General features: G+C 66.0%; 19 protein-coding genes. 12 read left to right on the top strand and 7 right to left on the bottom strand.

The genetic code is table 11. The features are described 5' to 3' along the window. Positions 1-86: 86 nt before the first annotated feature. Positions 87-1,277: a glycosyltransferase gene (locus LZC95_38195; GenBank protein WXA92275.1), complete on the top strand. Its 1,191-nt coding sequence runs from the start codon at positions 87-89 to the stop codon at positions 1,275-1,277. Positions 1,278-1,417: 140 nt separating this feature from the next. Continuing rightward, positions 1,418-2,572, top strand: coding sequence for a hypothetical protein (locus tag LZC95_38190; GenBank protein WXA92274.1), 1,155 nt, complete (start codon positions 1,418-1,420; stop codon positions 2,570-2,572). Between the two features lie 275 nt (positions 2,573-2,847). Here the strand turns inward: LZC95_38190 and rplS are convergent, their stop codons facing one another. Beyond that, the gene (rplS, locus tag LZC95_38185; protein ID WXA92273.1) at positions 2,848-3,204 is read right to left on the bottom strand and encodes a 50S ribosomal protein L19; all 357 of its coding nucleotides are present in this window, start codon (positions 3,202-3,204) and stop codon (positions 2,848-2,850) included. Between the two features lie 164 nt (positions 3,205-3,368). Here rplS and LZC95_38180 point away from each other — a divergent pair, with 164 nt between their 5' ends. The 6 genes from LZC95_38180 to LZC95_38155 all read left to right on the top strand — a co-directional run bounded on the left by LZC95_38180 (position 3,369) and on the right by LZC95_38155 (position 14,080). Further along, on the top strand, positions 3,369-3,842 hold the full coding sequence (locus tag LZC95_38180) for a peroxiredoxin (protein ID WXA92272.1): 474 nt from the start codon (positions 3,369-3,371) through the stop codon (positions 3,840-3,842). 101 nt (positions 3,843-3,943) lie between these two features. Next, positions 3,944-4,555 carry an RlmE family RNA methyltransferase gene (locus tag LZC95_38175; protein WXA92271.1) on the top strand — a complete coding sequence of 204 codons (612 nt, stop codon included), beginning with the start codon at positions 3,944-3,946 and terminating at the stop codon, positions 4,553-4,555. A gap of 4 nt (positions 4,556-4,559) precedes the next feature. Beyond that, positions 4,560-8,510 (top strand): protein kinase, encoded by a 3,951-nt coding sequence (locus LZC95_38170; protein WXA92270.1) that lies wholly within the window; start codon positions 4,560-4,562, stop codon positions 8,508-8,510. 57 nt (positions 8,511-8,567) lie between these two features. After that, complete coding sequence (gene uvrA, locus LZC95_38165) at positions 8,568-11,483, top strand: excinuclease ABC subunit UvrA (GenBank protein WXA92269.1); 2,916 nt, start codon at positions 8,568-8,570, stop codon at positions 11,481-11,483. A gap of 105 nt (positions 11,484-11,588) precedes the next feature. Continuing rightward, positions 11,589-13,718 (top strand): S8 family serine peptidase, encoded by a 2,130-nt coding sequence (locus LZC95_38160; protein ID WXA92268.1) that lies wholly within the window; start codon positions 11,589-11,591, stop codon positions 13,716-13,718. Further along, positions 13,715-14,080, top strand: a complete 366-nt coding sequence (locus tag LZC95_38155) for a hypothetical protein (protein WXA92267.1) — start codon at positions 13,715-13,717, stop codon at positions 14,078-14,080. The genes LZC95_38160 and LZC95_38155 overlap by 4 nt, the downstream gene beginning before the upstream one ends. 49 nt (positions 14,081-14,129) lie before the next feature. On the opposite strand, the gene LZC95_38150 is transcribed toward LZC95_38155, so the two are convergent. Together LZC95_38150 and LZC95_38145 are read right to left on the bottom strand one after the other, a co-directional pair. After that, positions 14,130-15,347 (bottom strand): tryptophan 7-halogenase, encoded by a 1,218-nt coding sequence (locus tag LZC95_38150; protein ID WXA92266.1) that lies wholly within the window; start codon positions 15,345-15,347, stop codon positions 14,130-14,132. A gap of 3 nt (positions 15,348-15,350) precedes the next feature. Then, complete coding sequence (locus LZC95_38145; protein WXA92265.1) at positions 15,351-15,881, bottom strand: hypothetical protein; 531 nt, start codon at positions 15,879-15,881, stop codon at positions 15,351-15,353. Between the two features lie 90 nt (positions 15,882-15,971). On the opposite strand from LZC95_38145, the gene LZC95_38140 reads away from it, so the two are divergent. Further along, positions 15,972-16,589, top strand: a complete 618-nt coding sequence (locus LZC95_38140; GenBank protein ID WXA92264.1) for a hypothetical protein — start codon at positions 15,972-15,974, stop codon at positions 16,587-16,589. A gap of 82 nt (positions 16,590-16,671) precedes the next feature. Beyond that, positions 16,672-17,748: an FAD-binding oxidoreductase gene (locus LZC95_38135; protein WXA92263.1), complete on the top strand. Its 1,077-nt coding sequence runs from the start codon at positions 16,672-16,674 to the stop codon at positions 17,746-17,748. Here LZC95_38135 and LZC95_38130 read toward each other — a convergent pair. Continuing rightward, positions 17,745-18,548 carry a bacteriocin family protein gene (locus LZC95_38130; protein ID WXA92262.1) on the bottom strand — a complete coding sequence of 268 codons (804 nt, stop codon included), beginning with the start codon at positions 18,546-18,548 and terminating at the stop codon, positions 17,745-17,747. The two genes, LZC95_38135 and LZC95_38130, sit on opposite strands and share 4 nt — an antisense overlap. Beyond that, a complete protein-coding gene (locus LZC95_38125; protein WXA92261.1) occupies positions 18,545-18,937 on the bottom strand; it encodes a ferritin-like domain-containing protein in 393 nt (130 codons plus the stop codon). Before LZC95_38125 ends, LZC95_38130 begins: the two co-directional genes overlap by 4 nt. A 114-nt stretch (positions 18,938-19,051) precedes the next feature. Here LZC95_38125 and LZC95_38120 point away from each other — a divergent pair, with 114 nt between their 5' ends. Then, a complete protein-coding gene (locus LZC95_38120; GenBank protein ID WXA92260.1) occupies positions 19,052-20,167 on the top strand; it encodes an alpha-hydroxy-acid oxidizing protein in 1,116 nt (371 codons plus the stop codon). Here the strand turns inward: LZC95_38120 and LZC95_38115 are convergent, their stop codons facing one another. Then, entirely contained in the window at positions 20,168-20,902 is a 735-nt protein-coding gene (locus tag LZC95_38115; GenBank protein WXA92259.1) for a sigma-70 family RNA polymerase sigma factor, read from the bottom strand. Positions 20,903-20,942: 40 nt separating this feature from the next. After that, complete coding sequence (locus LZC95_38110; protein WXA92258.1) at positions 20,943-21,356, bottom strand: (deoxy)nucleoside triphosphate pyrophosphohydrolase; 414 nt, start codon at positions 21,354-21,356, stop codon at positions 20,943-20,945. 44 nt (positions 21,357-21,400) lie between these two features. Here LZC95_38110 and LZC95_38105 point away from each other — a divergent pair, with 44 nt between their 5' ends. Next, a complete protein-coding gene (locus LZC95_38105) occupies positions 21,401-23,920 on the top strand; it encodes a HEAT repeat domain-containing protein (protein ID WXA92257.1) in 2,520 nt (839 codons plus the stop codon). Position 23,921: the final 1 nt, after the last annotated feature.

The raw sequence follows: 23,921 nt of genomic DNA, 5'->3' as shown, positions 1-23,921 counted from the left end.
TTGGAGGAAGCAGGGATTAGATGTTGGAGCAGCGCCAGGCATTCTCCCCCTAAACCCTAACCCCTGATCCCTAACCCCCTTCCCAAATGCGCGTTCTAGCGATCACGAAGATTTTTCCCAACAGCCTCGAACCGTTGAGTTCTCCCTTCAATCGACAACAGTTCGTCGAACTGGCGAAGCTTTGCGAGCTGACGGTGGTGGAAGCCATCCCGTACGTGCCGCTGGCACATCGCACGCGCATGCCGGAGCGCGCCGCGAAGTTGTCCGCCTTGCCGAAGCGCGAGCGTGTGGCGGGCATCGACACGCACTACCTGCGGCAGCTTTATCTGCCGCGCGTGGGCACGTCGGTGGCGCTGCCGCTTTACCTCGCGTCCTTGGCCTCGCAGCCCACGCTTCGCCGCTTGGTGCGCGAGAGCGACGTCATCCTGGGTACGTGGGCCTACCCCGATGGATGCGCGGCCACCGTGATGGCCCGCGCCTTCGGCAAGCCATGCGCGGTGAAGGTGCACGGGTCCGACGTGAACATCGTGGCCAAGATGGCCTCGGCGCGCGCATACATGCGCCGTGTCCTTCCGCGCGCCAACGCGATGATCTCCGTGGCGCGTCCGCTGTCACGGCTACTCGAGGACATGGGCGTGCGCGCGGGTGCGATCCACCTGGTTCGCAACGGCGTGGACACGTCGCTGTTCCGGCCGCGCGATCGCGCCGCCTGCCGCGACGAATTGGGCATCGCGCGCGAAGGCGCGCTCATCGTCTTTTGCGGGCGCATCGAGCCGCAGAAGGGGGTGGGCGAGCTGCTCACCGCCTTCGAGCGCGTGCGCGCGGCGCGGCCCGATGCCCGGCTCGCGTTGCTTGGCGATGGCGTTTCGCGCGAGCTCGTGCAGCGTGTGCGCGCCGCGCAATTGAGCCTGCCGGAAGGCACACTGATCGCGCCGGGCCCGCGCCCTCTGCGCGAAGTGGCGACGTGGGTGGGGGCCTGCGACGTCTTCACCTTGCCAAGCCACAACGAGGGAACCCCCAACGTGGTGCTCGAGGCGCTGGCCAGCGGCCGTCCGGTGGTGGGCTCCGACGTGGGCGGCATCCCCGATTGCCTGGCCGACCCGCGTTCGGGTCTCCTCGTTCCCGCCCGGGACGCGAGCGCCCTCGCGAACGGATTGGTGGATGCGTTGAACCGCTCTTGGGACGCGGAGGCCATCGTTCATACCGGGCCCGGCAGTTGGGAAGAGAGCGCACGCGCCCTCTTTAATGTGCTGGAACAGGTGGCTGGAGAAGCCTAACGACCGTTCGAAATTTACTTCATTCATGTGGGGAGATCTCGGAGGTCGCCGCGTATCACCGGCCAGACCACTTGATGACATCCGATCGGTAGACGATCGAACATCCGTCGAGACATCACCCGAGAAGAGGTTTCCCATCCATGAACGTCAAACTTGCGCTTTTCGCTGCTCTTACTGCTGTTGCGACCTTTGCCCCCGCCGTCGTGGGCTGCGCCGCCGACACGCGCGATGAATCGAATGCCACGGAGGAGACGGGGACGACCGAGGGCGCCCTTGCCGTCGGCATCCAGACGGTGAATCTGTACGCGAACTCGCTCGGCTTGGGCGCCGCGCAGGGGCAGGACAAGGCCTCGCCGGTGGCGACCTTCAAGTTCGCGAAGGGCAGCATCAAGTTCAACACCTTTACCGGGACGCTCACCTCCGTGGTGACGCCGAACGGTACGCTCACGCAGGACATTGCGGATCTCGCGGTCATCCTCAAGCTGGGCACCTTCGACGGCGTCGAGGGCGCCGCCGGCAGCGCGTACTGGAGCTTCACCAACGGCTACGTTCGCACGCGCAACGAGACGGGCGAGCTGCTCGACGTGGGCTTCGGCACCGACGGCAACTGGAAGACGGTTTCCGCGAAGGCCGCTCTGGCCGCGGCACATAGCCGCATCGGCACGTTCGTCAGCGTCACGGCGTCGGGCAGCTCCACGACGGCGAAGTTCAGCGCCGGCGCGGTGAAGTACACGACCGCCACGGGCGCCATCGAGGATGTGACCCTGACGGGCATCGCCGGCGCCGTGAAGAACGCGGCCAGCAAGCTCGGACTTGGGGCACACGTCCGCTCGAGTCACGAGCGCGGCGTCGACCACGAGGTGTACGCGAACGGCACCGTCGACTTCAACACGTTCACCGGCAAGATCAGCGGCCTGTCGGCCAAGGGCTCGCTCGAGGCCCCGAACCCGCTACCGACCTACGTGGTCGACCTCGCGGTGAACCTGAAGCTGGGCACCTTCGTGTCCTCCGACGGGGCCGCGGGCACCCAGACCGAGACCTTCCAGAACGGCGTGATCGTCTGGAACAACCACCAGGGCGGCGCCGAGGGCGTCCTCAAAAAGGTCACCGTGAAAACCGCGGGCGGCGACTCCATCGAAGTCCCGCTCCCCGTCGCCAACGCCGCCGCCGCCAACGTCTTCGGCACCGTCACCGCCATCGAGGGCGCCGCCGGCAGCGCCTACTACTCCTACACCGACGGCACCATCCGCTGGAGCAACGTCACCCAAACCTTGGCCGAAGTAACGCTCAAGTAATCCAAATTTCCCCTTAGCTTTCTTGAAAGGCCCGCGATCCCCATCGCGGGCCTTTTTGTTCGAGAGAATTCACATGAAGGCGGGAAGATTTTTGAGGTTTTCCGCTCGGCGCACGGTCCGATCTGAAAACAACAAAAACGCGTTCCGCGACGGCTCGTGCCGTAAAGCCTTCCCGCCTTCCCGCCTTCATGTGAATTCTCTTCGGCCGGACAAAACGCCAACGGCCACCATGGAGACCATGGCGGCCGAGAGATGCAGCGCTGAAAAGCTTTAGATCAGGCGTCCTTCTGGTCGCGGACGCGGGCGGCCTTGCCTTGAAGGTCGCGGAGGTAGAAGAGGCGGGCGCGGCGGACGATGCCCTTGGAGACGACTTCCACCTTGTCGATGCGCGGGGAGTGCGTCAGGAAAACGCGCTCGACGCCGACGTTGAAGCTGACCTTGCGCACGGTGAAGGTGCTGCGGGCGCCGGCGCGGTGGCGCTTGAGAACGACACCCTGGAAGACCTGGATGCGGTCCTTGTCTCCTTCCACGATCCGGTAGTGCACGCGGACCGTGTCACCCACGCGGAAATCGGGGAGCCCCGAGCGAAGCTGGCTCGACTCGATTTCGGCGATTTTCGGGTGCGTATTCATGGGATAGCCTTCTTTCGGAGCTCTAGGAAAAACGGTGGCGGGCCGGCTGACGAATCGATGCCGGATGCAGCGCCGGCGTCTCGCCGGCTAGAAGAGGTGCGGCCTTAAAGCATTTGGAAATGACTCTGTCAACGCGGGCAGGCGGCTGATAGAGCATGGAAACCATGACCGACGGAGCGCTCGCAGCCGGCCAAGAAGCCCCTGATTTCGAAGCGAAGGACACGAAAGGCGAAACATTTCGCCTGTCTGACTACCGCGGGAAGAAAAATATCGTCCTCTACTTCTACCCGGGCGACTTCACCCCCGTCTGCACCCGCGAGGCGTGCGGCTTCCGCGATCTCTACGAGGATCTCCGCGGAAAAGACACCGAGGTCATCGGTGTTTCCTCCGACACCGAGGCGAGCCACCGCGATTTCGCCGCCCGACACCACCTTCCATTCCCCCTGGTCAGCGATCCGGAGAAACGCATCGTTCGCATGTACGGGGCCGACGGTTCCATCTTCGGCCTCCTCGAGCGCACGAAGCGACTGACCTTCGTCATCGACAAGCAAGGAAAGATCGTCCGGATTTTTTCGGGCGAGCTGCGTGCAGGAGTACACCTCAGCGGGGTTAAAGAGGTGCTTTCGACGCTGTCCTGACTGTCCGGGCGGCTTTTATCGAAAGAACTCGGTCCGTTTCGCGTTATGGAACGTACGAGACGACAGGGTTGGCGTGCGAGGCCGCGGACGGGTCGATCTTCATGCGAGGCAAAAACCCCTACAAGAAGCCGGATCACTTTACCAAGACGGCGAAAGCACAAGGGTTTCCGGCCCGCAGCGTTTACAAGCTCGAGGAGATCGACCGGCGCGTGCGCTTGCTCCGTCCGGGCATGCACGTGCTCGACCTGGGCGCGGCCCCGGGAAGCTGGGCCATGTACGCCGCCCAAAAAATCGGGCCCAGCGGCCGGCTGCTCGCCATCGACCTGAAGCCTATCGAGATTGGGCTACCCCCCCACGCCACCTTTACCGTGGGCGATGCGCTGTCACTCGAAAATGACGCCCTGGCGCTCCACGCTCCCTATGACGTGGTTCTCAGCGATATGGCGCCCAACACCACAGGCAATCGGTTGGGCGACCAAACGCGAAGTTTCGAGCTTTTCATGCGCGCCCTCGCGGTTGCAGCTAGTCTTTCGAAGGTGGGTGGAGCTTTCGTCGGAAAGATCTTCATGGGGGAGGACCTGCCCATTGCGCGCGCGGAGTTGCGAAAGCACTTTTCCAGCGAGCGCATCATTCGGCCCGAGGGGACTCGAAGCGTGAGCTACGAGGTCTTCATCATCGGAGAGGGCCGGCGCGCGGCGGAGGGGGCGCCGTGAGGCCGTGATCCCTTCACCTCTTTCATCGGTCGTGGGGGAGAGGTTCGAAGTCGAGCGCGAGGTTGGGCGCGGCGGGGTCGGGATCGTGTACCGAGCCTTCGACCGCGTTTCGGGCGCGTGGGTCGCCCTCAAGGTCATTGCCATTCCCGGCGTCGATGCCGGCGAAGAGGCCCGCTTCTACCGAGAAGGGCGCGTTCTCGCTGGACTGGTGCACCCGGGTATCGTTCGCCTCGTCGCATTCGGCCAGCTCGAAGAAGGGCAGCCCTACGTGGCGATGGAATGGCTCGAGGGTGAGGACATCGCGCAGAGGCAAAAGCGCAATCCGCTGACCGTGGGCCAATGCCTGGAGGTCGCGGCTCAGATTGCGGATGCGCTCTCGGCGGCGCATGCGGCAGGCATCGTCCACCGCGACGTGAAGCCGTCGAACGTCATTCTTCTGCGCAGCGGTTCCTCGTCGCGCAACGGGCCGCATTCGGGGCCCCTTTGCGTGAAGCTCGTCGATTTCGGTGTCGCCTCCGCGGAGGATGCGAAGCTGACCCGCACGGGCGCCATCGTGGGAACGCCCGCGTACATGGCCCCGGAGCAAGCGCGGGGCGATGGCGAGATCAGCGCGTCGGCGGACCTGTACGGATTGGGCGCGACCTTGTTCGAAATGATCGCGAACCGCCCGCCCCACGTGGGGCCGACGCCGGTGGCGATTCTCGCGCGCCTGGTCACGACGCCCGCACCGCGCCTGTCCGAAGTGGTGGGGCAGGTGCCGGTCGCGCTGGACGAGTTGATGTGGCAGCTCCTGCAAACGATTCCGTCGGACCGCCCGCAAAGTGCGGAGGTGGTGGCGCAAGAGCTGCGCAAGCTGGCCGCGGAGCTCGTGATGGACACGCCGCACGTGGTGCGCATCGGCGTGCCCGAGGATGCGCTGGCCACCACTCCGAGCATGCCCCCGGCGAGCGGCGTTTTGACGCCGTCGTCGTACGGCGGCTCGCGGCTGGTGACGTCCATTCTCGCGACGCACATTCCCAAAGGGGCGCCGCGGGCGCGGTTGCTTGCGCACCTGCGCGCGCGTGGTGCGGATGCCACGGAGCTCGGTGGCGATGCGGTGGTGGCCCACCTCGGCGTGCGCAAGGCGCTCGGCGATGAAGCGGCCCGCGCCTTGGACTTGGCCATGCGCCTCGCGCGCACGAACGCGGCGGTGGGCGTGGCCACGGGCCGGACGCGCATCGACAAGACGCGCCCGATGGGCGAGGTCGTCGACCGCGCGGCGGCGCTCGCACGCGACTCGAAGCGCGGGTACGTGCTGGCCGACACGACGACGACGGAGCTTGCCCGCGGGCGATTCGAGTTCTTGGTGCGCGAGGACGGCTCCGCGCTCGTGGGCGAGCCATTGCCCGGTAAGCACGAGGGCGCAGGCGGTGCGCCGTTCGTGGGGCGCGAGGCGGAGCTGGGGCAGGTGCTCGCATCGTTCGAACGATGTGTGGACGATGCCACGCCGGTGGTGACGACCATGACGGGTGCGCCGGGCATCGGCAAGACGCGCTTGCGGCAGGAGGCCCTGCTTCGCGTTTCGTCCCACGTGAGCGCGCCGCGTGTCGTGCTCGTGCGCACCGAGACATTTTCCAGCGCGCACGCACTGGGCATCATCTCCAGCATTGCCCGAGGCCTCGCCGGCGTCGCGAATCAACGCGTCGACGAGTACGAGGCCATGGTGGCCATCAAAGATTTGGTCACCGAGGGCGATGGTCGCGAGTTTTTGGCGCTGATCATTTGCAATCAGCCGCTGCCCGCACTGGCCGAGGCCCGCGCCGCACGTGACGCACTCTGGATGGCTTTCACCGAGTTGGGCATGTCGGTGGCGAAGCAGAAGCCGCTCGTGGTCGGCATCGAGGATCTGCAGTGGTGCGACAGCGAAAGCCTCTTCATGTTGGATCACCTGCTCGGGCGCGCCGTCGGGTTGCCCCTTTGGGTCTTCGGCACCACGCGGCCCGGCTTGTGGCGCGAGAATCCGGCCCTGTTCGCCTCGCGCGACCACGTGCGCGTGGAGCTGCGGCCTTTGTCCAAGAAGAGCGTGCGCCTCATCGCGCGCTCGCTGCTCGGGGACGTGGTGTCGGAGGCCGACAAGATCAGCGATACCATCGCGGCGCAGGCGAGTGGCTCGCCGCTGTTCACCGAGGAGCTTGCGCGGCTGGCCACCAAGGGCCGCGATGCCGCGGCAGCGCCGACCATCGAGGCGGCGATGCAGGTGCACCTCGATGCCCTGGACGATGCCGCGCGCGACGCGGCGGTGAAGCTGTCGGTCTTCGGATTCACCGGTTGGGAAGCAGGGTTGTCGGAGCTTCACGTCGCCGAGGCCGGCGCAGCATTGCGCTCACTCGCGGCGGCCGACGTTCTGCGCGAGCAGGCCGTGAGTCGCTTTCAGGGGACCCGCGAGTGGGCGTTCAAGCATGCCTTGATGCGCGAGGTGGCCTACGCGTCGCTCGGCGACGACGCGCTGAAAGATCTGCACGCGTGTGCGGCGCGCTGGCTCGCCAAGATGGGCGAGGACGACGCCATCGTGGCGCGGCACTTCGAGCTGGGCGGGCGCAGCGTGGAAGCGGCCGCGTACCTCGAGAAGGCGGCGGCGCGGGCGCTCGCGGCGAACGCGCTGGCCGACGCCGTGTCGATGGCCGAAAAATCGCTGGCTTTCGCCGAGGACAAGGCCACCGCGTTCGCGCGTGCGCAAATTCTCGACGAAGCGTGGAGCCGCCTCGACGCGCGCGCCGGCGAGCGCGATAGCGCGGTGCGCGCGATGGAGGAGAACGTCTACGACGCGGCCAGCGAAATCCGCGCGCGCGGTGCACGCCTTCGCTACGAGGATGCACGCGGCGGCGACCACGAGACGAGCGCGCGCCTCGAGCAAGTGGGACGCGAGGCGCGGGACGCGGGGCTCTGCGACGAAGAGGCGCGCTCGGCGGCGGTGTTGGCCGCGCGCTTCGCTTATGCGGGTGAGCACGACAAGGCCGCGGACGTGGCCGATCGGCTGCTGACCATCGCGCACGAGCATGCCATCCCTGCAGCGGCGGTGGATGCGTGGCAGACGTTCGCGGTCGTGTACCAGGCGCGCGGCGAAGTGGGCGCGGCCCTCGAGGCACGGCGGGCCGCGGCCGAGGCGGCGAGCGCCGCAGGGCTCCGCACGCGTGAGGCGATGCTCACCATCAACATGGGCTTTGCCCTGTGCACGATCGGCGCCAAAGACGAAGCGCGCGCGCAGATCGAGGCGGGCATTGCCATCGCGCAGGCCATCGGGTCGCCCGGCACGGTGCGGCATGGCCAGATGAACCTTCTCTGCTGGGCGGCCACGTTCGGAGCCGATCCGGCGCTGAATCACCTGCTCGAAGAGCCGCGTTCCACCGCCGAGGGCGCGCTCACGGGGAGCTGGGTTCCGCACGATCGCGCGACGCTGGGGGTTCTTTTTTACCGCGGCATGGAATTCATGCGGCTCGACAACTGTGCGGGGTCTGCTCAGTCGACGACCGGGTCCGAGCATGCGCAGCACGGGCGCACGCTTTTCCGCATTGCGGCGCAGGGGTACGAGGCCACGAAGATGCTCGACGTGGTGCCGGTCGCGCTCGCCCTTCTTGCCGAGGCGGAGCGTCGTTGTGGGGCGGTGGAGCGCGCGTACGAGCTGGCGCAGCGGGCGTGCACCCTCGTGGACCAAGGCTCACCCAGTTTGCTCAACGAGGCGCCCATCTTCCTGACGCTGCATCGGATTTGCACCAACATGGGCCGCGCCGACGAGGCGCGCCAGGCGATCGTGCGCAGCATTCCGCGCCTGCTCACACGGACGCGCGCCTTGGAGAAGACACCGTACCTTCGCGGCTTTTTGAACGCGGTCTTGAACGACGTTCTTCTGCAGGTTGCTGAAGGCTACGGCCTGGTGCCAGAAGAAATCCGCCGGATACTCGAATCCGACCGCACGTGACCCTAGAGCGCGTTGTGCTATTTCCCACGCGGCCTCGGGTCGAAAGTGAAGGTGTAGGTGAAATCTCGGATTCAAAGCGCAAAAGAGCCTGACTTCGTCCAGGTCGTCGGTGCGCGTGAGCACAATCTCAAGATCGACGAAATGGCCGTGCCCAAGCGAAAGCTGGTGGTCTTCACGGGGCCGAGCGGCTCGGGAAAATCCAGCTTGGCGTTCGATACGCTGTACGCCGAGGGGCAGCGCCGCTACATCGAGACGTTGAGCGCCTATGCGCGGCAATTTTTAGGGCAGCTCGAACGGCCCAAGGTCGAGCACCTGCGCGGCCTCTCGCCGACCATTGCCATCGAGCAAAAGAGCGCCTCGTCCAACCCGCGCTCCACCGTGGGAACCATCACCGAGGTGTACGACTACCTTCGCGTGCTCTACGCGAAGCTCGGCGAGCAGCACTGCCCCAAGTGCGGAAAGAAGGTCGCCGCCCAAGGGGCGCAGGCCATCACGCGCGAAATCGTGAAGCTCCCCGACGGCACCGCGGTGACTTTGTTTGCGCCATTGGTCACGCACCGCAAGGGCGAATTTCGCGAAATCTTCGACGATTTGCGCACGCGTGGCTTCGTGCGCGTGCGCATCGACGGAAAGATCTCGCGCCTGGAAGACGTCACCGCGCTCGACAAAAAGAAGAAGCACTCCGTCGACGTCGTGATCGATCGCATCGTGCTCAAGGAAGAAGATCGCGCCCGCGTGGCCGAGGGTGTCGAACTCGGGCTGCGGGAAGGCAAGGGTGAACTTCGCGTCGACACCGGCAAGGAGGAGATCCTCTACAGCGAGGCGCGTTCATGCTGCGGCATCGCCTTTCCCGAGCTTTCGCCCCAGAGCTTCTCGTTCAACTCGCCGCTCGGCATGTGCCCCTCGTGCAACGGCCTCGGCGTGCGCGACGAGGTGGATCCCTCGCTGGTCATCCCGGATCCCTCGCTGTCGATCCGCGGCGGCGCCATTGCGCCGTGGGCGCCGGCCATGCAGCGCGGGGAAGGGTGGACGTCGCGCATCATCGACGGCGTGGCCAAGGCCTTCGCCGTCAATCTCGACACACCTTGGAAGAAGATCCCCAAGGCAAAGCAAGAGCGCATCCTCTTCGGGAGCCAAGATCGCATCAACGTGCGCTGGGGCAAAGAAGGCCAGAACACGTGGGCGATGAAGTACGAGGGGGTCATCCCCAACATCGAGCGCAAGTTCCGCGAGACCGCCTCCGAGGCCGCGCGCGACACGTACCGCCGCTACCTGCGCGAGCGCCCGTGTGAATCGTGCAGCGGCAAACGGCTGCGCGCCGAGAGCCTGGCGGTGCTCGTCGCCGCCAAAAACGTGACCGAGGTCACGTCGATGACCATCGCCGAGGTGGCCGCGCACTTCGACCGGATCGAGCTGCCCTCGTCGGATCGCCAGATCAGCGAAGGCGCGCTCTTGGAGATCCAGAGCCGTCTGCGCTTCTTGCTCGACGTCGGGCTCGATTACATCACCCTCGATCGCAAGGGGCCGACGTTGAGCGGTGGCGAAGCGCAGCGCATTCGCCTCGCGAGCCAGTTGGGCAGCGAGCTGTCCGGCGTCATGTACGTGCTCGACGAACCGAGCATCGGCTTGCACGCCCGCGACAACACGCACCTCATCGCCACGTTGCAGCGCCTGCGTGATCTCGGAAACAGCGTCATCGTCGTGGAGCACGACGCCGAGACCATCATGGCGTCGGATCACGTGGTCGACTTCGGGCCCGGCGCAGGGCACATGGGCGGGAACATCACCTTCAACGGCACGCCCGACGAGTTGCTCGCGAGCAACAGCCTCACCGGCGAGTACCTCTCGGGCAAAAAGTCCATCGACGTTCCCGCGGAGCGCCGCACCGCGCGCGCGTGGCTCGAGGTGAAACGCGCCCGCGCCCACAATTTGCGCGGCATCGACGTGAAGATCCCCGTGGGCGTGCTCACCGCGGTGACCGGCGTGAGCGGCGCGGGAAAGAGCTCGCTGGTGAACGGCATCCTCTTGCCGGCGCTGGGGCGCGCGCTCCACGACAGCTCGGATCCGGTGGGCGAGCACGACTCCATCGAGGGCCTTTCGGCTTTCGACAAGGTGATTGCCATCGACCAGAAGCCCATCGGCCGCACGCCGCGTTCCAACCCGGGGACGTACACCAAGGCGTTCGACATGATCCGCGAGATCTTCGCGGAGCTGCCCGAGGCGCGCACGCGCGGCTACGGCGCGGGACGATTCAGCTTCAACGTCAAGGGCGGACGCTGCGAAGCGTGCGGCGGCGACGGCACCGTCAAGGTCGAGATGCACTTCTTGGCCGACGTGTACGTCCCGTGCTCGGCGTGCGAGACGAAGCGCTACAACCCGGAGACCTTGCAGGTGCGCTTCAAGGGCAAGTCGATCCACGACGTGCTCGAGTCGAGCATCGACGAGTGCCGCGAGCTCTTTCAGGCTTTCCCCGCACTGACGCGCATCCTCGACAAGTTGGTGGAGGTGGGCCTGGGGTACATGAAGCTCGGGCAGCAGGCCACGACGTTGAGCGGCGGCGAAGCGCAGCGCGTGAAGCTCAGTCGCGAGCTGGGCAAGGTCCAGACGGGGCGCACGCTCTATGTGCTGGATGAGCCGACGACGGGGTTGCACTTCGACGACATCAAGAAGCTGCTCGCGGTGCTCCAGCGGCTCGTCGATGCGGGCAACACGGTGGTGGTCATCGAGCACAACCTGGATGTCGTCAAGTGCGCCGACTGGATCATCGACCTCGGCCCCGAGGGCGGTGCACGCGGCGGAACCTTGGTGGCGGAGGGCACGCCGGAACACGTGGCGGGCATCGCCAAGTCGTTCACGGGGCAGTTCCTTGCTCCGCTCTTGAAGGCGAAGCCGATCCGCAAGGCGTCGTCCTCGCCGACGAACGGCGCCAAACGGCGCGTTCGTTCGCAAAATGGCGCGCCCGCGGTGGAGTAAAGACGTCTAACCTATCGCGAACGTATTTTTACGCGCCATTTGAAACCAGGGAGCGTCTAGTTCGTGATGAGAAAATTCGTGCAGCTGTGTGCCCTCGGGGGGGCAATGGCCGTTTCCGTCGCAGCGTGCTCCGATTCATCGGGCCCCGCCGGCGAGGATCCCGAGCCGCGCATCGCCCAGGCCGGCCTGACGACGTCGGGCTGGAACAAGCTCGATGCGACGTTGCGCACCCGCTCGCTGCTCGCGTCGAATGCGCCGAATGCCACGACGGCCGTGGCTTCCCCGCCGGTGTCGATCTTCGTGCAGTCGAAGGATCCCGAGGCCACGCGTCGGATCATCGAGGCCGCGGGCGGTACGGTCGGCACCGTCGCGGGCGACGTGATGACCGCGCGCGTGCCACCCGAGGCCATCGCCGGCATCGCCAACGACGCGATCGTGTCGCGGATGGAGGGCGGCCTGCCCGTGAGGACGAAGCTCGACAAGGCCGCGGTCGCGGTGCGCGCCGATCAAGTGCACGCCGGGGCCTCCCCGCTTTCGTCGGCTTACAAGGGCGAAGGCGTCATCGTGGGCGTGGTCGACAACGGCATGGACTTGAAACACGCCGCCTTCAAAAAGGCGAACGGCAACACGCGCGTGCGCGCCATCTGGGATCAGGGCACGAAGGGAAGATTTCCCGCGGGTTACAAGTACGGCAGCGAGTGCGACGCCGCTGAAATCGATGCGCGACAGTGCTCGTACACCGCCTTGACGGCCTACCACGGGACGCACGTCATGGGCATTGCCGCTGGTGGAGCCGTGCAGGGCGTGCCCTATGTCGGCATGGCCCCCGAATCGGAGCTCGTCTTCGTGGATCTCGGTACGCCTCCCGACGCGGGCAGCTTCGAAGAGGCCTTCTCGACGGCGGTGTGCGACGGCGTTTCGTACATCTTCAAGATCGCGGATGCGGCGAACAAGCCCGCCGTCGTCAATTTGAGCCTCGGCGAGCACACCGGCCCGCACGACGGCTCGTCGTTGGCGGACAAGTGCCTCGATAATTTGATCAAGCCCGGAAGGCTCGTCGTGGCCTCGGCCGGCAACGAAGGCCGCGGCACGATCAACCCGCTCGGTTCCACGCCGGTGGCGGTGCACGCGACGGGTACCGCCTCGGCGACCCCCATCGTGGTTCGATGGCTTCCGGGGCGGGCCAGGGGCAAGGATGGGCAATCCTTCGCGGAGCAGGTCGTGAGCATCTGGAGCGATGCGGGCTCGGATCTCGCGGTGCGCGTGGGCTTCGTGGCCGCACCGGGCGCTACGCCGGCCTACTCGAAGGCGGTGTCGGTGGATAGGCCGCTCCAGAACACGCTGATCTCCGATGGCACGACCGCGGTGGGGGCGGTGGGAGGCTTCGGAAGCGTGTCGTCGCCCTCGGGGGCGCGCAACATCTTCATCTCGATGATCGACACCGATGCGGACCACAAAGAAGAGCAGGTGCTCTGGCTTCTCGAGATCACCGGCAAGGGCAAATTCGATGCATTCATCGACACGACCCTGGCCGGAGGCTTCTTGCTCGCGGACAACGATCCGGCTCTGACGGTCAACCATGAAATGACCATCGGTTATCCGGCCATCGCTTCGAAGGTGCTGGCCGTCGGCTCGTTCACGACGCGCAACACGTGGACGACGACCGATGGCGTCGAGCATCTGAAGAAGGACGTCGACGGCAAGGTGGTGAACCTCGGCGCGCTCAGTACGTTCTCGAGTCACGGTCCGTCGCGCAATGGCGTCGGACCGATGAAGCCAGACATTGCCGCGCCGGGCGAGCTTCTCGTCTCCGCGCTGAATGGCGGGGTGTCGCCCAGCGCGGTGCGTACGGAGCGCGTGGTGAAATCGAGCCCCGACGGCTACGCGGCCTTCGAGGGAACGAGCATGTCGTCGCCGGCGGCGGCGGGCGTGGTGGCGCTGATGCTGCAGCGCAATCCGCAGCTCACCGTCGAGGACGTACGCGGCATCTTGAGCCGCACGGCGGTGAAGCCCGACGGTGCAACCGTTCCCAGCGCGACATGGGGCTACGGGAAGCTCGATGCACTCGCCGCCATGAGCGATTCGAAACTGGCGCCGCCGAACGACTCGAAGGATGACGGAAAGGTTGGCTGCAACGTGTCCTCCACCGGCAGCGTCGCTTCGGGGGTCACCGCGCTGGGCATTGCCCTCGGCATGGTGCTCGTCCGCCGGAGGCGCCGCGGATGCCGCCGATGAAGCTGCTGCTTGCCATCATCGGGCTCGCGCTCACCGGGTGCCCGAACAAGGCATCCGATCCGGCTCCTGATTCCGCTACCTCTCCCGCAGCGGTGAAGGGTGGCGATGCATCGGATCGAGGTGAAATGATCCGCGCTTATCTCCAGATCGATCCCGCCCGCGTCACACGCGCGAAACTCACCGCGCTCGGCATCGAGGTGGACACCATCGCGGGTGACGTCGTGACCGCCCGCATCCCGGCGGGCGCCCTCGACCGCGTGCGCGCGACCGACGGCGTGCTCCACATCGAGATCGCACGGACCGTGCATTTGCGAGCCGATGCGGGTGCCGTCGATCCGAGAGACCCCGGCAAGCGCGACTGAGTTCCGCATCGAACGGGAGGGCACCCGCACGCGCCGCGGATGACGAGGTTCAGTCGAACGACGCTGGAAAGCGCGACTGAATCTCGCGCGTCCAGCGCTCGTCGCCGCTGAACACGTCGCCGCAGAGCATCGACGTGATGGAGCGCTTCAAGAAGGGATGCGGCTTGTCCGCGAACAGGTACTCCGTAAGCGTGCCCTGGTAGAACGCTTGAACGGCGCCGAGAAAGAGCTCGGCGCCCCGGCGTACCTGTTTTTCCCACGCGATGAAGCGATCCATGCTCCCATCCCGCGTCTCGAGTGCGGCATGGATGGCGTCGGCCCCGTGGTAGCCGCCATAGATGGCCAGGTGTGCGCCGGTCGAAAACAGCGGATCGATGAAGCCGCCCGAATCGCCCACGGCAAGCCATCCAGGGCCGACGAGGCTCTTCACGCGGAAGCTGAAATCGGCGGTGGCGCCGGCGGGGAACAGCTGCTCGGCGCCGGCGAGCATGCGCGTGGCCACGTCCGACTCGCTGACCGCGCGGCGGTAAAGATCGTCCACGGTCTGGCCGGGGGTGCGCGTCTTCATCCACGCGCTGGACACGACGGCGCCGACGCTGGTGCGGCCATCCTTGAAGGGGATGAACCAGAACCAACCCGCGGGGAAGACGACGATCTGGATGTCGCCCTCGCGATCCCCCGTGTCGCGCCAGGCATCGCGGAAGTGGCAGAACAGGGCCGTTTTGTCGAGGTGCGGCACCCGGATGGTGCTGCGCGTCGTGTGCGCATGCATCGCATCGCGGCCGGTGGCATCCACCACGAAGGGCGCGGCGAGCGAATGCGTGGCCCCGTGAGGCTCGCGCGCTTCGACACCGACGGCGCGGTCGTTGTCGAAGACGACGCGCGTGACCGTCCAACCCTCGCGCACTTCGGCGCCCAAGCTTGCGGCGCGGCGAAGGAGCACGTGATCGAACTCGTCGCGTGGCACCTCGAACGCCGACTTGACGCTCTTGTCGAAGGCCTCGGCGAAGTCGTACCGGGCGGTCTTGCCCGTGCCGCTGAGGTGGAAGTTCGCGCCGCGCTTCACCAGGAAGCGCTGCTCCAGTTCGTCCATCACGCCGAGGCGCGTAAGGATGGGCATCGACTGCGGAAGGAGCGACTCCCCCAGGTGAAAGCGGGGAAAGGGCGTCTTCTCCAGGACGAGCACACGCCGGCCGAGTTGAGCAAGCCGCGACGCGGTGACGGACCCGCCTGGCCCGCCGCCCACGATGATGACGTCATACGACATGGACTATTCTGCAGTTTTCGGCGGGGGGCCGAGCTGGATGCGCTCCCCGATGTATGCGCCGACCAATGTGAATAGGACGCCGATGGCGGCCATGATCACATAGAGGAAGGTGGGAATCATGCGCACGGTCTGGTTCTGCACGAGCACGAACGTGGTGGGAATGGCCACGACGAAACTGGCCACCACGGGCTCGATGAACGTGCGCCCCGGCGAGACCATGCCGATGAGCAAGCCGCCGAGGAACCAAACGGGGATGCACACGATCATGCCGTTGCCGCCCTCGAAATCGAGCGCGCCGACGACGATGGGCAGCCCGAAGACGAGCGCGGCCGTAAGAACGACCTGCACCAGCAGGGCAATGAACATCCATTTGATGCTCAGCCCTTCCTGCTGGTACCTGCGCTCGAGCTCTTCCTCGCGCGTACGGCCACTTCGACCGAGCGCCTCCATTTTGGCGCCGCACGAGGCGCAGCGCACCGCATTCGGGGGATTTTGCGTAAAGCCGCAACTCGGGCAAGCGGAGGCCTTGGCCATGGCAAAAAGCCTACCCTGCCTGCGGCTTGGCCGCCGAGAAAAATTACGGAACGTTCGTGCCTGTGAGATGTCAACCTGGATGTGCGTCCGATGAGCCATTCCCCCGAAGGCCTGGTGGAGTTTGCGGAGCCGGTCGATCCGGAGCTTCTGCAGCTGCCCGATCCGCCCCGGCGTGAACGTACATGGACGCTGCTCCTGCTGGTCGTCACGGCGCTTGCGTCGCTGGCCATGGTCGTCTCTTTGGCCCGCGATGCGGCGTATGCCTTTGCGCCGAGCAGTCCGTTCGAGGCGGGGGAGCTTCTGGCGCTCAAGCTCGAGGAGGTCGGTCAAAATCGGCTGGTGAACGCCCGCGGCATGCTGGGCGCGAGCGGCGCGATTCGGTACGAGCGGCCCTTCGAGTCGGACTCGTACCGGCTCGCACCGGTGGCGGGCCGGTCGGACCTCTGGGTGGAGATCCGCGTGCCGTCGGGGCAGGAGAGCGCGCGCTTCGTTCCGCCGAGCACGTTTTCCGGGAGGCTGGTGCGCTTCGACGCGGTGGGGCCGCGGCACCGTAGCTTGCGCAGCCACGTGCCCGCGCATGCGTGGCTTCTGGTGGATGGGGAGACGCCGGATCGGGCGCGGTGGTCGTGCGGGTTGATGGTGCTCTTCGTCGGGTTCGCGGTGTGGAACGTGGCGACGTTGGTGCGTTTGACTCGAAGAGTGCGCTAGGCGTACCCGCTCCCGAGCGTTTCGACGGGAGCGGGAGCGGGAGGGGGAGGGGGAAGAATGATGCTGTGCTAATGCCTTGGGCATGCGGGTAGCGGTGATTGGCGGTGGGGTCATTGGTTGCGCGACGGCGCTGGCGTTGGCGAAGCGCGGGGCGGACGTGGTGCTGCTCGAGCGCGCGGTTCCGGGGTCGGAGGCTTCGAGCGCGGCGGCCGGTATGCTGGGCGCAGGCGCGGAGGTGGAGGAAGAGAGCCCCGAGCGCATTTCGTACTTCGTGCGTGCGCGCGACGCCTATGCGGAGTGGACCGAGGAGCTGCGCCGGGAGACCGGCATCGACGTCGGCTACCGCGTGTCGGGCATCCTCCACGTGCTGCCCGACAGCGGAGAGGAGCGCGAGAAGATCCTGCGCATCGTCTCGGTCCAGCGCGAGCTCGGACAGCGCGCCGAGATCCTCGACGTCGCGGCGGCTCGCGAAATCGAGCCCGAGCTGGCGCCCAAGGCGGGCACCTTCGCCTACTTCCCCGACGACTCGCAGGTGGATCCCCCCGCGCTGGTACGCGCCTTGGTTGCGCACCTGGGAAAGATGCGCAACGTGACGATGCGCATCGGCGCCGTGGTGGAGCGCGTCCTCCTCGAGGGCGACCGCTGCACCGGCGTCGCACTTGCCAGCGCACCGGATGACGGCGAGACCATCGTGCGTGCCGATGCCACGGTGCTGGCCGCAGGCAGCTGGTCCTCGCTCATTCCTGGTATGGCCGGCGCGGCCGATCTGTCACCCGTGCGCCCCGCGCGCGGTCAAGTGGTGCAACTCGAGGAGCGCCCGCCGCGCCTCCGCACCATGATCGTCAACGGGCACGCCTACGCGGTGCCGCGCGGCGATGGCCGTGTCTACTGCGGCTCCACCGTCGAATTCGTCGGTTACCGACGCGAGGTCACGGCGGGCGCCCTGCGCGACATTCTCGATGGCACCATCGCCGCCGTTCCCGGCCTCGCGCACGCCGCCTTGTCGGCCACGTGGGTCGGCTTCCGACCCCATGCCGATCGTCCTCTCGTCGGCCGCTCGAGCATTCCCGGCCTCTTTTGGGGCACGGGCCACTACCGCAGCGGCATCGTTTTGGCCAAGCTCACGGCCGACGAGATCGCGCAATCGATCTTGGGCTAGCCTCGCTTGAGGACGACCGCCGCCGCGGGCTCGAGCACGCGGAAGGTGAACGATTCGGTGATGTAGAGCTCCACGGTGCGCTTGTCGTGGAAATGGTAGCCAATCGATAGATCCTGGCCCACCGTGAGCTCGTAATCGCCGCCGCGCGTGGAGAGAAGCACGGCACCTTGGATGGCGGGCGCCCAGACGAAGGGCCCGTCGATCAAGGTGCGTTCGATGCGCTTGCGCAGCGGATAGCCGTCTTCGCTTCCGGCGGAAAGCTCGTCGTAAGCCTGCTTGCCGAGGGCGAGCGCATACGGGCCCGAGACACCGGCCGCGCGCAACGTCTCCTTCGCGTGCACGATGCTCTGCGGCCACGATTCGATGGCGCGCACCTCGATGGGGGTGTGCGGGCTCGTCTCGATGATGCCGTCGATCTGGCCGCCCTTGTAGCCGTTGAAGATGGCGCTGTCCTCGGCGTGGGCAATGCGCTCGGCGGCTTTCACGACCTCGGATAGATCGGGATCGTCTGCCCCACGGGCCACGGAATCCAGATCGAGAATGTCCAACTTGAACATGGTGCGCACCTCGATGAGCGGCTGCACCGAGCGCACGCCCGCAGCGACCTCGGGGGCGGGGGAGTCCTTGAGGAACTCGAGGCGGCCCGTGTTCACGGCGGCATACTTCCAGCCGTGCGGGCCTTTGAAGTCGACCAGTTTGCGACCGGCGAGGTTCAACTTGAGGACGCGCGTCGCTTCTTGGTCGATGGCTTCCCAGGCATCGGGAAGAATGGGGGCGAGCTCACGTTTCAGAAGATTCATGGAGTCTCCTTCAGGCTTCCGATGGCCAGCGATCCGTCCGTCCCCCGTTTGGCAGCCGGTGTCGTCGTTTGCGGCTGCGTTTCTTCAGCGGTCTCCGCTTCCTCGATTTCGGTGATGGGTTCGCTCTTCATCAGATAGGTGCGAAGGTTCGCGTCGAAGCGCGGGTTGTTGCGGCGAATCCATTCGAGCGTCATCGACGCATGCTCGATTTCCTCGTCGCGGTTGTGTTCGAGCACGGCGCGCAATGCATCGTCCGTTGCGGCCTCGGCTCGTTGTTGGTACCAGTCCACCGCCTCGAGCTCCTCGATGAGCGAGACGATCGCGCGGTGCATGTTCTTCGTTGGCTCGGACAGTCGGTCTTCCGGCTCGTGCAAGCTTTCGCTGGACATAGGGGAATTCAATAACCCGATTCCGCGAGGATGAAACCCTTGACGCACTCACTTTGTTGCCGGCATCGTTGTTCATGAGCTGCGCCGGGACGGGCTCCTCGGTATACCTTCGGCATGATCGAGCCGCTCGATATGTCGACGTTTCTCACGGTCCGTGACCTCGAACGGGTCGCGCGTGCGGAGCTCCCTCCTTCGACCTTGGGCTACTTCAAGTCCGGGGCGGAGTCGCAGACCACGCTCCGCGCGAACCGCCGCGCATTCCGCAAGTGGGCCATCGACTACCGCGTCATGGTCGATGTCAGCCGGGTGGACACGCGCATTCGGCTCCTGGGGCGCGACGTCGCAACGCCCATTCTCATCGCGCCCATGGCTTACCACTGCTTGGCGCATCCCGACGGCGAGCTGGCCAGCGCCCGTGCCGCGGCGAAATCCGGCGCGCCCTACGTGGCCACCACCTTGGCCACCAAGCCCCTCGAGGAGATCGCCACCGCATTCGACGCCGCCAACACCGCGGGCGCCACGCCGCGTTGGTTCCAACTTTACGTGAACAAGGACCGCGGCATCACGCGCTCGATCATCGAGCGCGCCGACGCGGCCGGGTACGAGGCCTTGGTCGTCACCGTCGACGTGCCGGTCATGGGCCGCCGCCTGAGCGATCTCCGCAACGCGTTCACCCTGCCGCCCGGCATGACCGCGGCCAACCTGGCCGATGCCGTACAGGGCGCCAAGAACGCGTACCATCATGCCTACGCCACCGGGCGCCACGATCCGTCGCTCACCTGGCGCGACATTGCGAGCTTCCGCGAGATCACACGCATGCCCATTTTGCTGAAGGGCATCGTGCGCGGCGACGACGCACTGCGGGCCATCGACGCCGGTGCATCGGGCGTGGTCGTCTCGAACCACGGCGGCCGCCAGCTCGACAATGCGATTGCCTCGTTGGATGCACTTCCGCGCGTTCTCGATGCCGTGGCCTCCCGCCAGGCGGCCGGGTTCGATGTCCTCGTCGATGGCGGCATCCGATGGGGCACGGATATCTTCAAGGCCCTCGCCTTGGGCGCCCGCGCCGTGATGGTCGGCCGCCCCATTCTCTGGGGTCTCACCGTGGGCGGCGAGGCCGGTGTCGTGCGCGTGCTTCAAATCTTACAGAACGAGCTCACCACCTCGATGGCCCTGGCCGGCTGCCCGGACATCGCATCCATCACGCGCGACTTGCTCGTGCCCGCGTGATCAAAGCTCCACGCCGAGAACGGCGCGCGCTTCGCTGCGGAGTTCCTCTTCGCTTCCCGTGAGCTCGCGCAAGGTGTCGAGCACCATCACGCGGAACTCGCGCCGCACGTAGCTCAGTCGGTTCGTCACGTCGGTCACCGAGATGCCCAGCATCGCGCCCGCTTCCGCGTAGCTCGGTTTCTCGGAGGCATCGCCGAGGTGAAAAAGCTCGAACACGCGGAAGTGCACGTCTTTGCCCTTGTTGGCGCAGGCCGCGCGCAGGGATTCGACGGCGATTCCGAGCACGCTGCGCACCCAGTCGACCTCGAAGAGCTTCTCCGGATCCGACAGCATGGCGTGGTCGCTGGAGATTTCCCCTTCGGCGCCGGGAAAGTCCAATTGCAGAAAGCGCACGCCGTGACCGCGTTTGATGGCCGACTCGTGGCGCTTCTGATCGACCACGAACCGGTCGACGCACACGCGCACGAAGGTCCGAAAGCGCGCTTGCTCCGGGTCGTACGAGGCGAAGGTGCTCTTGTCGATGGCGCGCAGAAAGAACGACTGCGTGAGCTCCTCGGCCTCGGCTGGAGTCTTGCGCCACTTGCGGCGAAGGTACTTGTAAACCGGCTTCCAGTAGGCCTTGGTCAGTCGCTCGAGGGAGCGCGTTTTCTCGGCGGAGTCCGCACTCTTCAACCCGAATGGGATGGAGTGCTGGGTCGTCGGAAAGTTCTCCCCTTTGCGGTTATGCTCCGCCATGCCTGCAACCGCTGTTCGATGGTATCACGAGCACAAGCAATCATACCAGACAGGACAGCCTATGTCGTACCTTGGCCAAAATCGCCACATCGGCCGGGGGAAAATCCGCGGGTTGGAGCTCGTCGGCGGTAGCCCAGCGCAAGTCGGCCACGTCGACGGCGTGAGGGGCGGGCGAATCGGTCGTTCGTTCCGCCTCGTAGAACAGGAGCAGCACGGCCTTGTTCGCGTCGTCGTAGCGGTGGAACGTTACATCGACAATCTCACCGATCCGCACAACGATGCCCACTTCTTCCGCGAGCTCGCGTGCGAGAGCCGCCTTGGGATCTTCCCCTGGCTCGACCTTTCCGCCCGGAAATTCCCAGGAGCCCGCGAGATGAGCGCCGGCCTTGCGCTGCGTGAGCAGCACGCGGTTCCCCTCGATCAAAACTGCGGCGGCGACGATGACGGTATGCATTCTTTTCCTGGCTGGTGTTCCGCTCTGATATCGTCCTTCCGGCGATGCAAGGCAATGATTACGATGTCGACGAGGGAAACTTCAAAAAAGGGGCCTTCAAGCCGATAGCGATTGGCATCGGCGGTCTCGCGGTCCTCGGCGGGATCGTGTTTGCGGTGCTCGCAGTGAAGGGGGAATCGGAGAAGCTCGGCGTCAAAGAGATTGCCGCGGAGCGAAAGCACATTTACGTGCTTTCGAAGGCCGAGGCGGTTCCGAAATGGCGCTCGTGGGCCGCTCGCAACGACGTGCCCGCCCTTCAGCAGGAGGCGTTCGCGGAGCTCGCGTGGGCGAAGGATCCCGCGGGGCTCGACCTCATCATCAAGGGCCTCGCCTCCGACGACCATCGCGTGCGCGGTACGGCGGCGCAAGCCATCCTCGAATACGGGTCGCCCACGGCCGATGCGGCGAAGCCTGCGCTTCTGAAGGCGCTGCAGGAGGCCGATAGCAGCGACAAGCCGCAGATCAGTTGGGCCCTGGCCACCTTGCACGAGGGCTCCGCATTCGAAGCCGTGCTTTCCGAGTACCGCTTGGGTCATCTGTCCAAGGTGCAGCGCTTGGACGGCGTTCCGGCATTCGATCCGGAGCTTCTCGCCGGCATGGTTCCGCTCGAAAAATTGGCCACGTACGCGACCGACGAGAGCGAGAGCGTGCGCCAGCTCATTGCCACGGTGCTCTCGCGCACGGGCGATGCGAAGTGGACCGGGGTGCTCATCAAGCTGGTGCAGGACAAATCCGTCGAGGTGGCGCGTGAGGCCGCCGTCGGGTTGGGTCGCATTGGCAACGAGGACGCCGTGGGGCCGCTTCTCGATGCGCTGTCGCGGGCGGACAAGAATTCGCGCCTGAAGTTCCTCGAGGCGCTGCGCGACGGCGTCGGTGCCAAAGGTCTCATTTTGGCGATCCGCAGCGTGTCGCACGACAACCCGGAGCGTGAGAAAGCGCAGACGCGGCAGCTCTTCGAGATGATGCGCGAGCTGGCCGATCCGCGCGGGGGCGACATGCTCGTGCAGTACATCGCGTCGAACCCGAAGCCGCATTGGAAGACCGAGGCGGCGCTGCGTTTGGCGGAGATCGGCGACGTGCGTGCGGCGACGACCTTGGGTTGGCGTCTCAAGCAGGACCCGCTCAAGCTTTACAACAAGGTCGACGATCCGGAGCTGGTGCGCGACGACAACGAGCGCGTGGTGTCCGCGCGCATGCTGGCCGATCTGGCGGTGCTCCACCCGGACAAGCGAAACGACATTCTGTCGGTCGCCGAGGATGGCGCCGTCTTCTGGACGACGGATCTTCCGCAGCCGCACGCGAACGGCATGCGTTTTCTCGCGGCCGCGGGCTCGGCGCGCGGGTTGACGTTGCTGCGCAAGTGGGCGGATCCGAAGGACCCGTTGCCCAAGGAAGGGCAGCAAGATTTTCCCCCGACGTGGGCCACGGCGCAGAGCGCCCTTCGGTACGTCGGCATGACGAAGGATCCGGCGAGCTGGGGGCTGCTCGAGAAGCAGTTGAACCGCAAGCCGGCCAAGGTCGATGCCACGATGGATTCGCTGATGCAGGGCGGTCTGGCGGTGCTGGGCATGACCTTGCGCGGTCTCGGCGTGGGTGCCTCGGATGGCTTCGCCGAGTGGGGCGACCCGAAGGCGTACCCGACGCTGACGAAGTACATCGAGAACCCGGAGAACAACGAGCAATCGCGGATCGAAGCGTGCTTTGCGCTCTCCTGGGTGGCGACCGACGATCAACTCGGCGAGGTCGTGAAGAAGGTTCACGAGTTCAACAAGCCGGATCCGAAGAATGCGCTCATCCGGGCCTGCTACCTGGAGACGTTGGTGCACCGTCCGGCGCAGTCGGCGACGCGCGGGCTGGTGAACGTGCTCGATCCGAACGTGCCGCTGGAGGTGCGCCACCAAGCAGCCCGCGCGATTGGCTTCGGCGGGGTGACGCCCGACGTGGCAAAGCAGCTCGAGGCCAAGTTGACCGATCCGAACACGCGCAGCGATGCCGTGTTGGCATTGCTCATTGGCGGCGACGTCGACCAGGCGACTCGGGCGGTGGCGTCGTACAACGATGTGGCGGCCGAGGCGCTCGAGGAGATCAAGGACATCTACAATCGGTCCTTCGGCTACTGGAGCGACAAGAACTACGAGAAGGGCGACGTGGCGCGGTGGATCCGCAACGCGCAAGCCTGCGCCCACGTGAAGGTGAATGGCGCCCTGCAAGATTGGCCGAAGTTGATCTTGTCGCGCGCGCTGCAAGGTATCGAGACCGACAACGGTCCGCATTCGGTGACGCGCGTGAATTTGCGCGTGCGCTTGGTGCGCGACGCAAAGGGCGCCGACGCGCAGAAGCGCGAAGACGCGATTGCGATTCTGAAGTTCATGAAAGAGAAGGGCGTGCTCCTGGCATTGCGCAGTGAGCCTGCACCCCTTGGCGAGCTGGCGCGGCAAGCGTTTTTCGAGGTGATGAACCCGAAGGCCACGGACGAGCGGATTCCGGCTGCCGCGACGAAAGAGGAAAAGGACAAGCCGCAATAGT

The organism is Sorangiineae bacterium MSr12523 (assembly GCA_037157775.1).
Classification (GTDB): domain Bacteria; phylum Myxococcota_A; class Polyangia; order Polyangiales; family Polyangiaceae; genus Pendulispora; species Pendulispora brunnea.
Note: the sequence above shows the minus strand (reverse complement) of the source record. Positions and strands in the feature narration are given on the sequence as shown.

Excerpts from the sequence above, each read along its gene's own strand:
- LZC95_38195 (WXA92275.1), top strand. The coding sequence starts at position 87 with ATGCGCGTTCTAGCGATCACGAAGATTTTTCCCAACAGCCTCGAACCG.
- LZC95_38190 (WXA92274.1), top strand. The coding sequence starts at position 1,418 with ATGAACGTCAAACTTGCGCTTTTCGCTGCTCTTACTGCTGTTGCGACC.
- rplS (WXA92273.1), bottom strand. The coding sequence starts at position 3,204 with ATGAATACGCACCCGAAAATCGCCGAAATCGAGTCGAGCCAGCTTCGC.
- LZC95_38180 (WXA92272.1), top strand. The coding sequence starts at position 3,369 with ATGACCGACGGAGCGCTCGCAGCCGGCCAAGAAGCCCCTGATTTCGAA.
- LZC95_38175 (WXA92271.1), top strand. The coding sequence starts at position 3,944 with ATGCGAGGCAAAAACCCCTACAAGAAGCCGGATCACTTTACCAAGACG.
- LZC95_38160 (WXA92268.1), top strand. The coding sequence starts at position 11,589 with ATGGCCGTTTCCGTCGCAGCGTGCTCCGATTCATCGGGCCCCGCCGGC.
- LZC95_38155 (WXA92267.1), top strand. The coding sequence starts at position 13,715 with ATGAAGCTGCTGCTTGCCATCATCGGGCTCGCGCTCACCGGGTGCCCG.
- LZC95_38150 (WXA92266.1), bottom strand. The coding sequence starts at position 15,347 with ATGTCGTATGACGTCATCATCGTGGGCGGCGGGCCAGGCGGGTCCGTC.
- LZC95_38145 (WXA92265.1), bottom strand. The coding sequence starts at position 15,881 with ATGGCCAAGGCCTCCGCTTGCCCGAGTTGCGGCTTTACGCAAAATCCC.
- LZC95_38140 (WXA92264.1), top strand. The coding sequence starts at position 15,972 with ATGAGCCATTCCCCCGAAGGCCTGGTGGAGTTTGCGGAGCCGGTCGAT.
- LZC95_38135 (WXA92263.1), top strand. The coding sequence starts at position 16,672 with ATGCGGGTAGCGGTGATTGGCGGTGGGGTCATTGGTTGCGCGACGGCG.
- LZC95_38130 (WXA92262.1), bottom strand. The coding sequence starts at position 18,548 with ATGAATCTTCTGAAACGTGAGCTCGCCCCCATTCTTCCCGATGCCTGG.
- LZC95_38125 (WXA92261.1), bottom strand. The coding sequence starts at position 18,937 with ATGTCCAGCGAAAGCTTGCACGAGCCGGAAGACCGACTGTCCGAGCCA.
- LZC95_38120 (WXA92260.1), top strand. The coding sequence starts at position 19,052 with ATGATCGAGCCGCTCGATATGTCGACGTTTCTCACGGTCCGTGACCTC.
- LZC95_38115 (WXA92259.1), bottom strand. The coding sequence starts at position 20,902 with ATGGCGGAGCATAACCGCAAAGGGGAGAACTTTCCGACGACCCAGCAC.
- LZC95_38110 (WXA92258.1), bottom strand. The coding sequence starts at position 21,356 with ATGCATACCGTCATCGTCGCCGCCGCAGTTTTGATCGAGGGGAACCGC.
- LZC95_38105 (WXA92257.1), top strand. The coding sequence starts at position 21,401 with ATGCAAGGCAATGATTACGATGTCGACGAGGGAAACTTCAAAAAAGGG.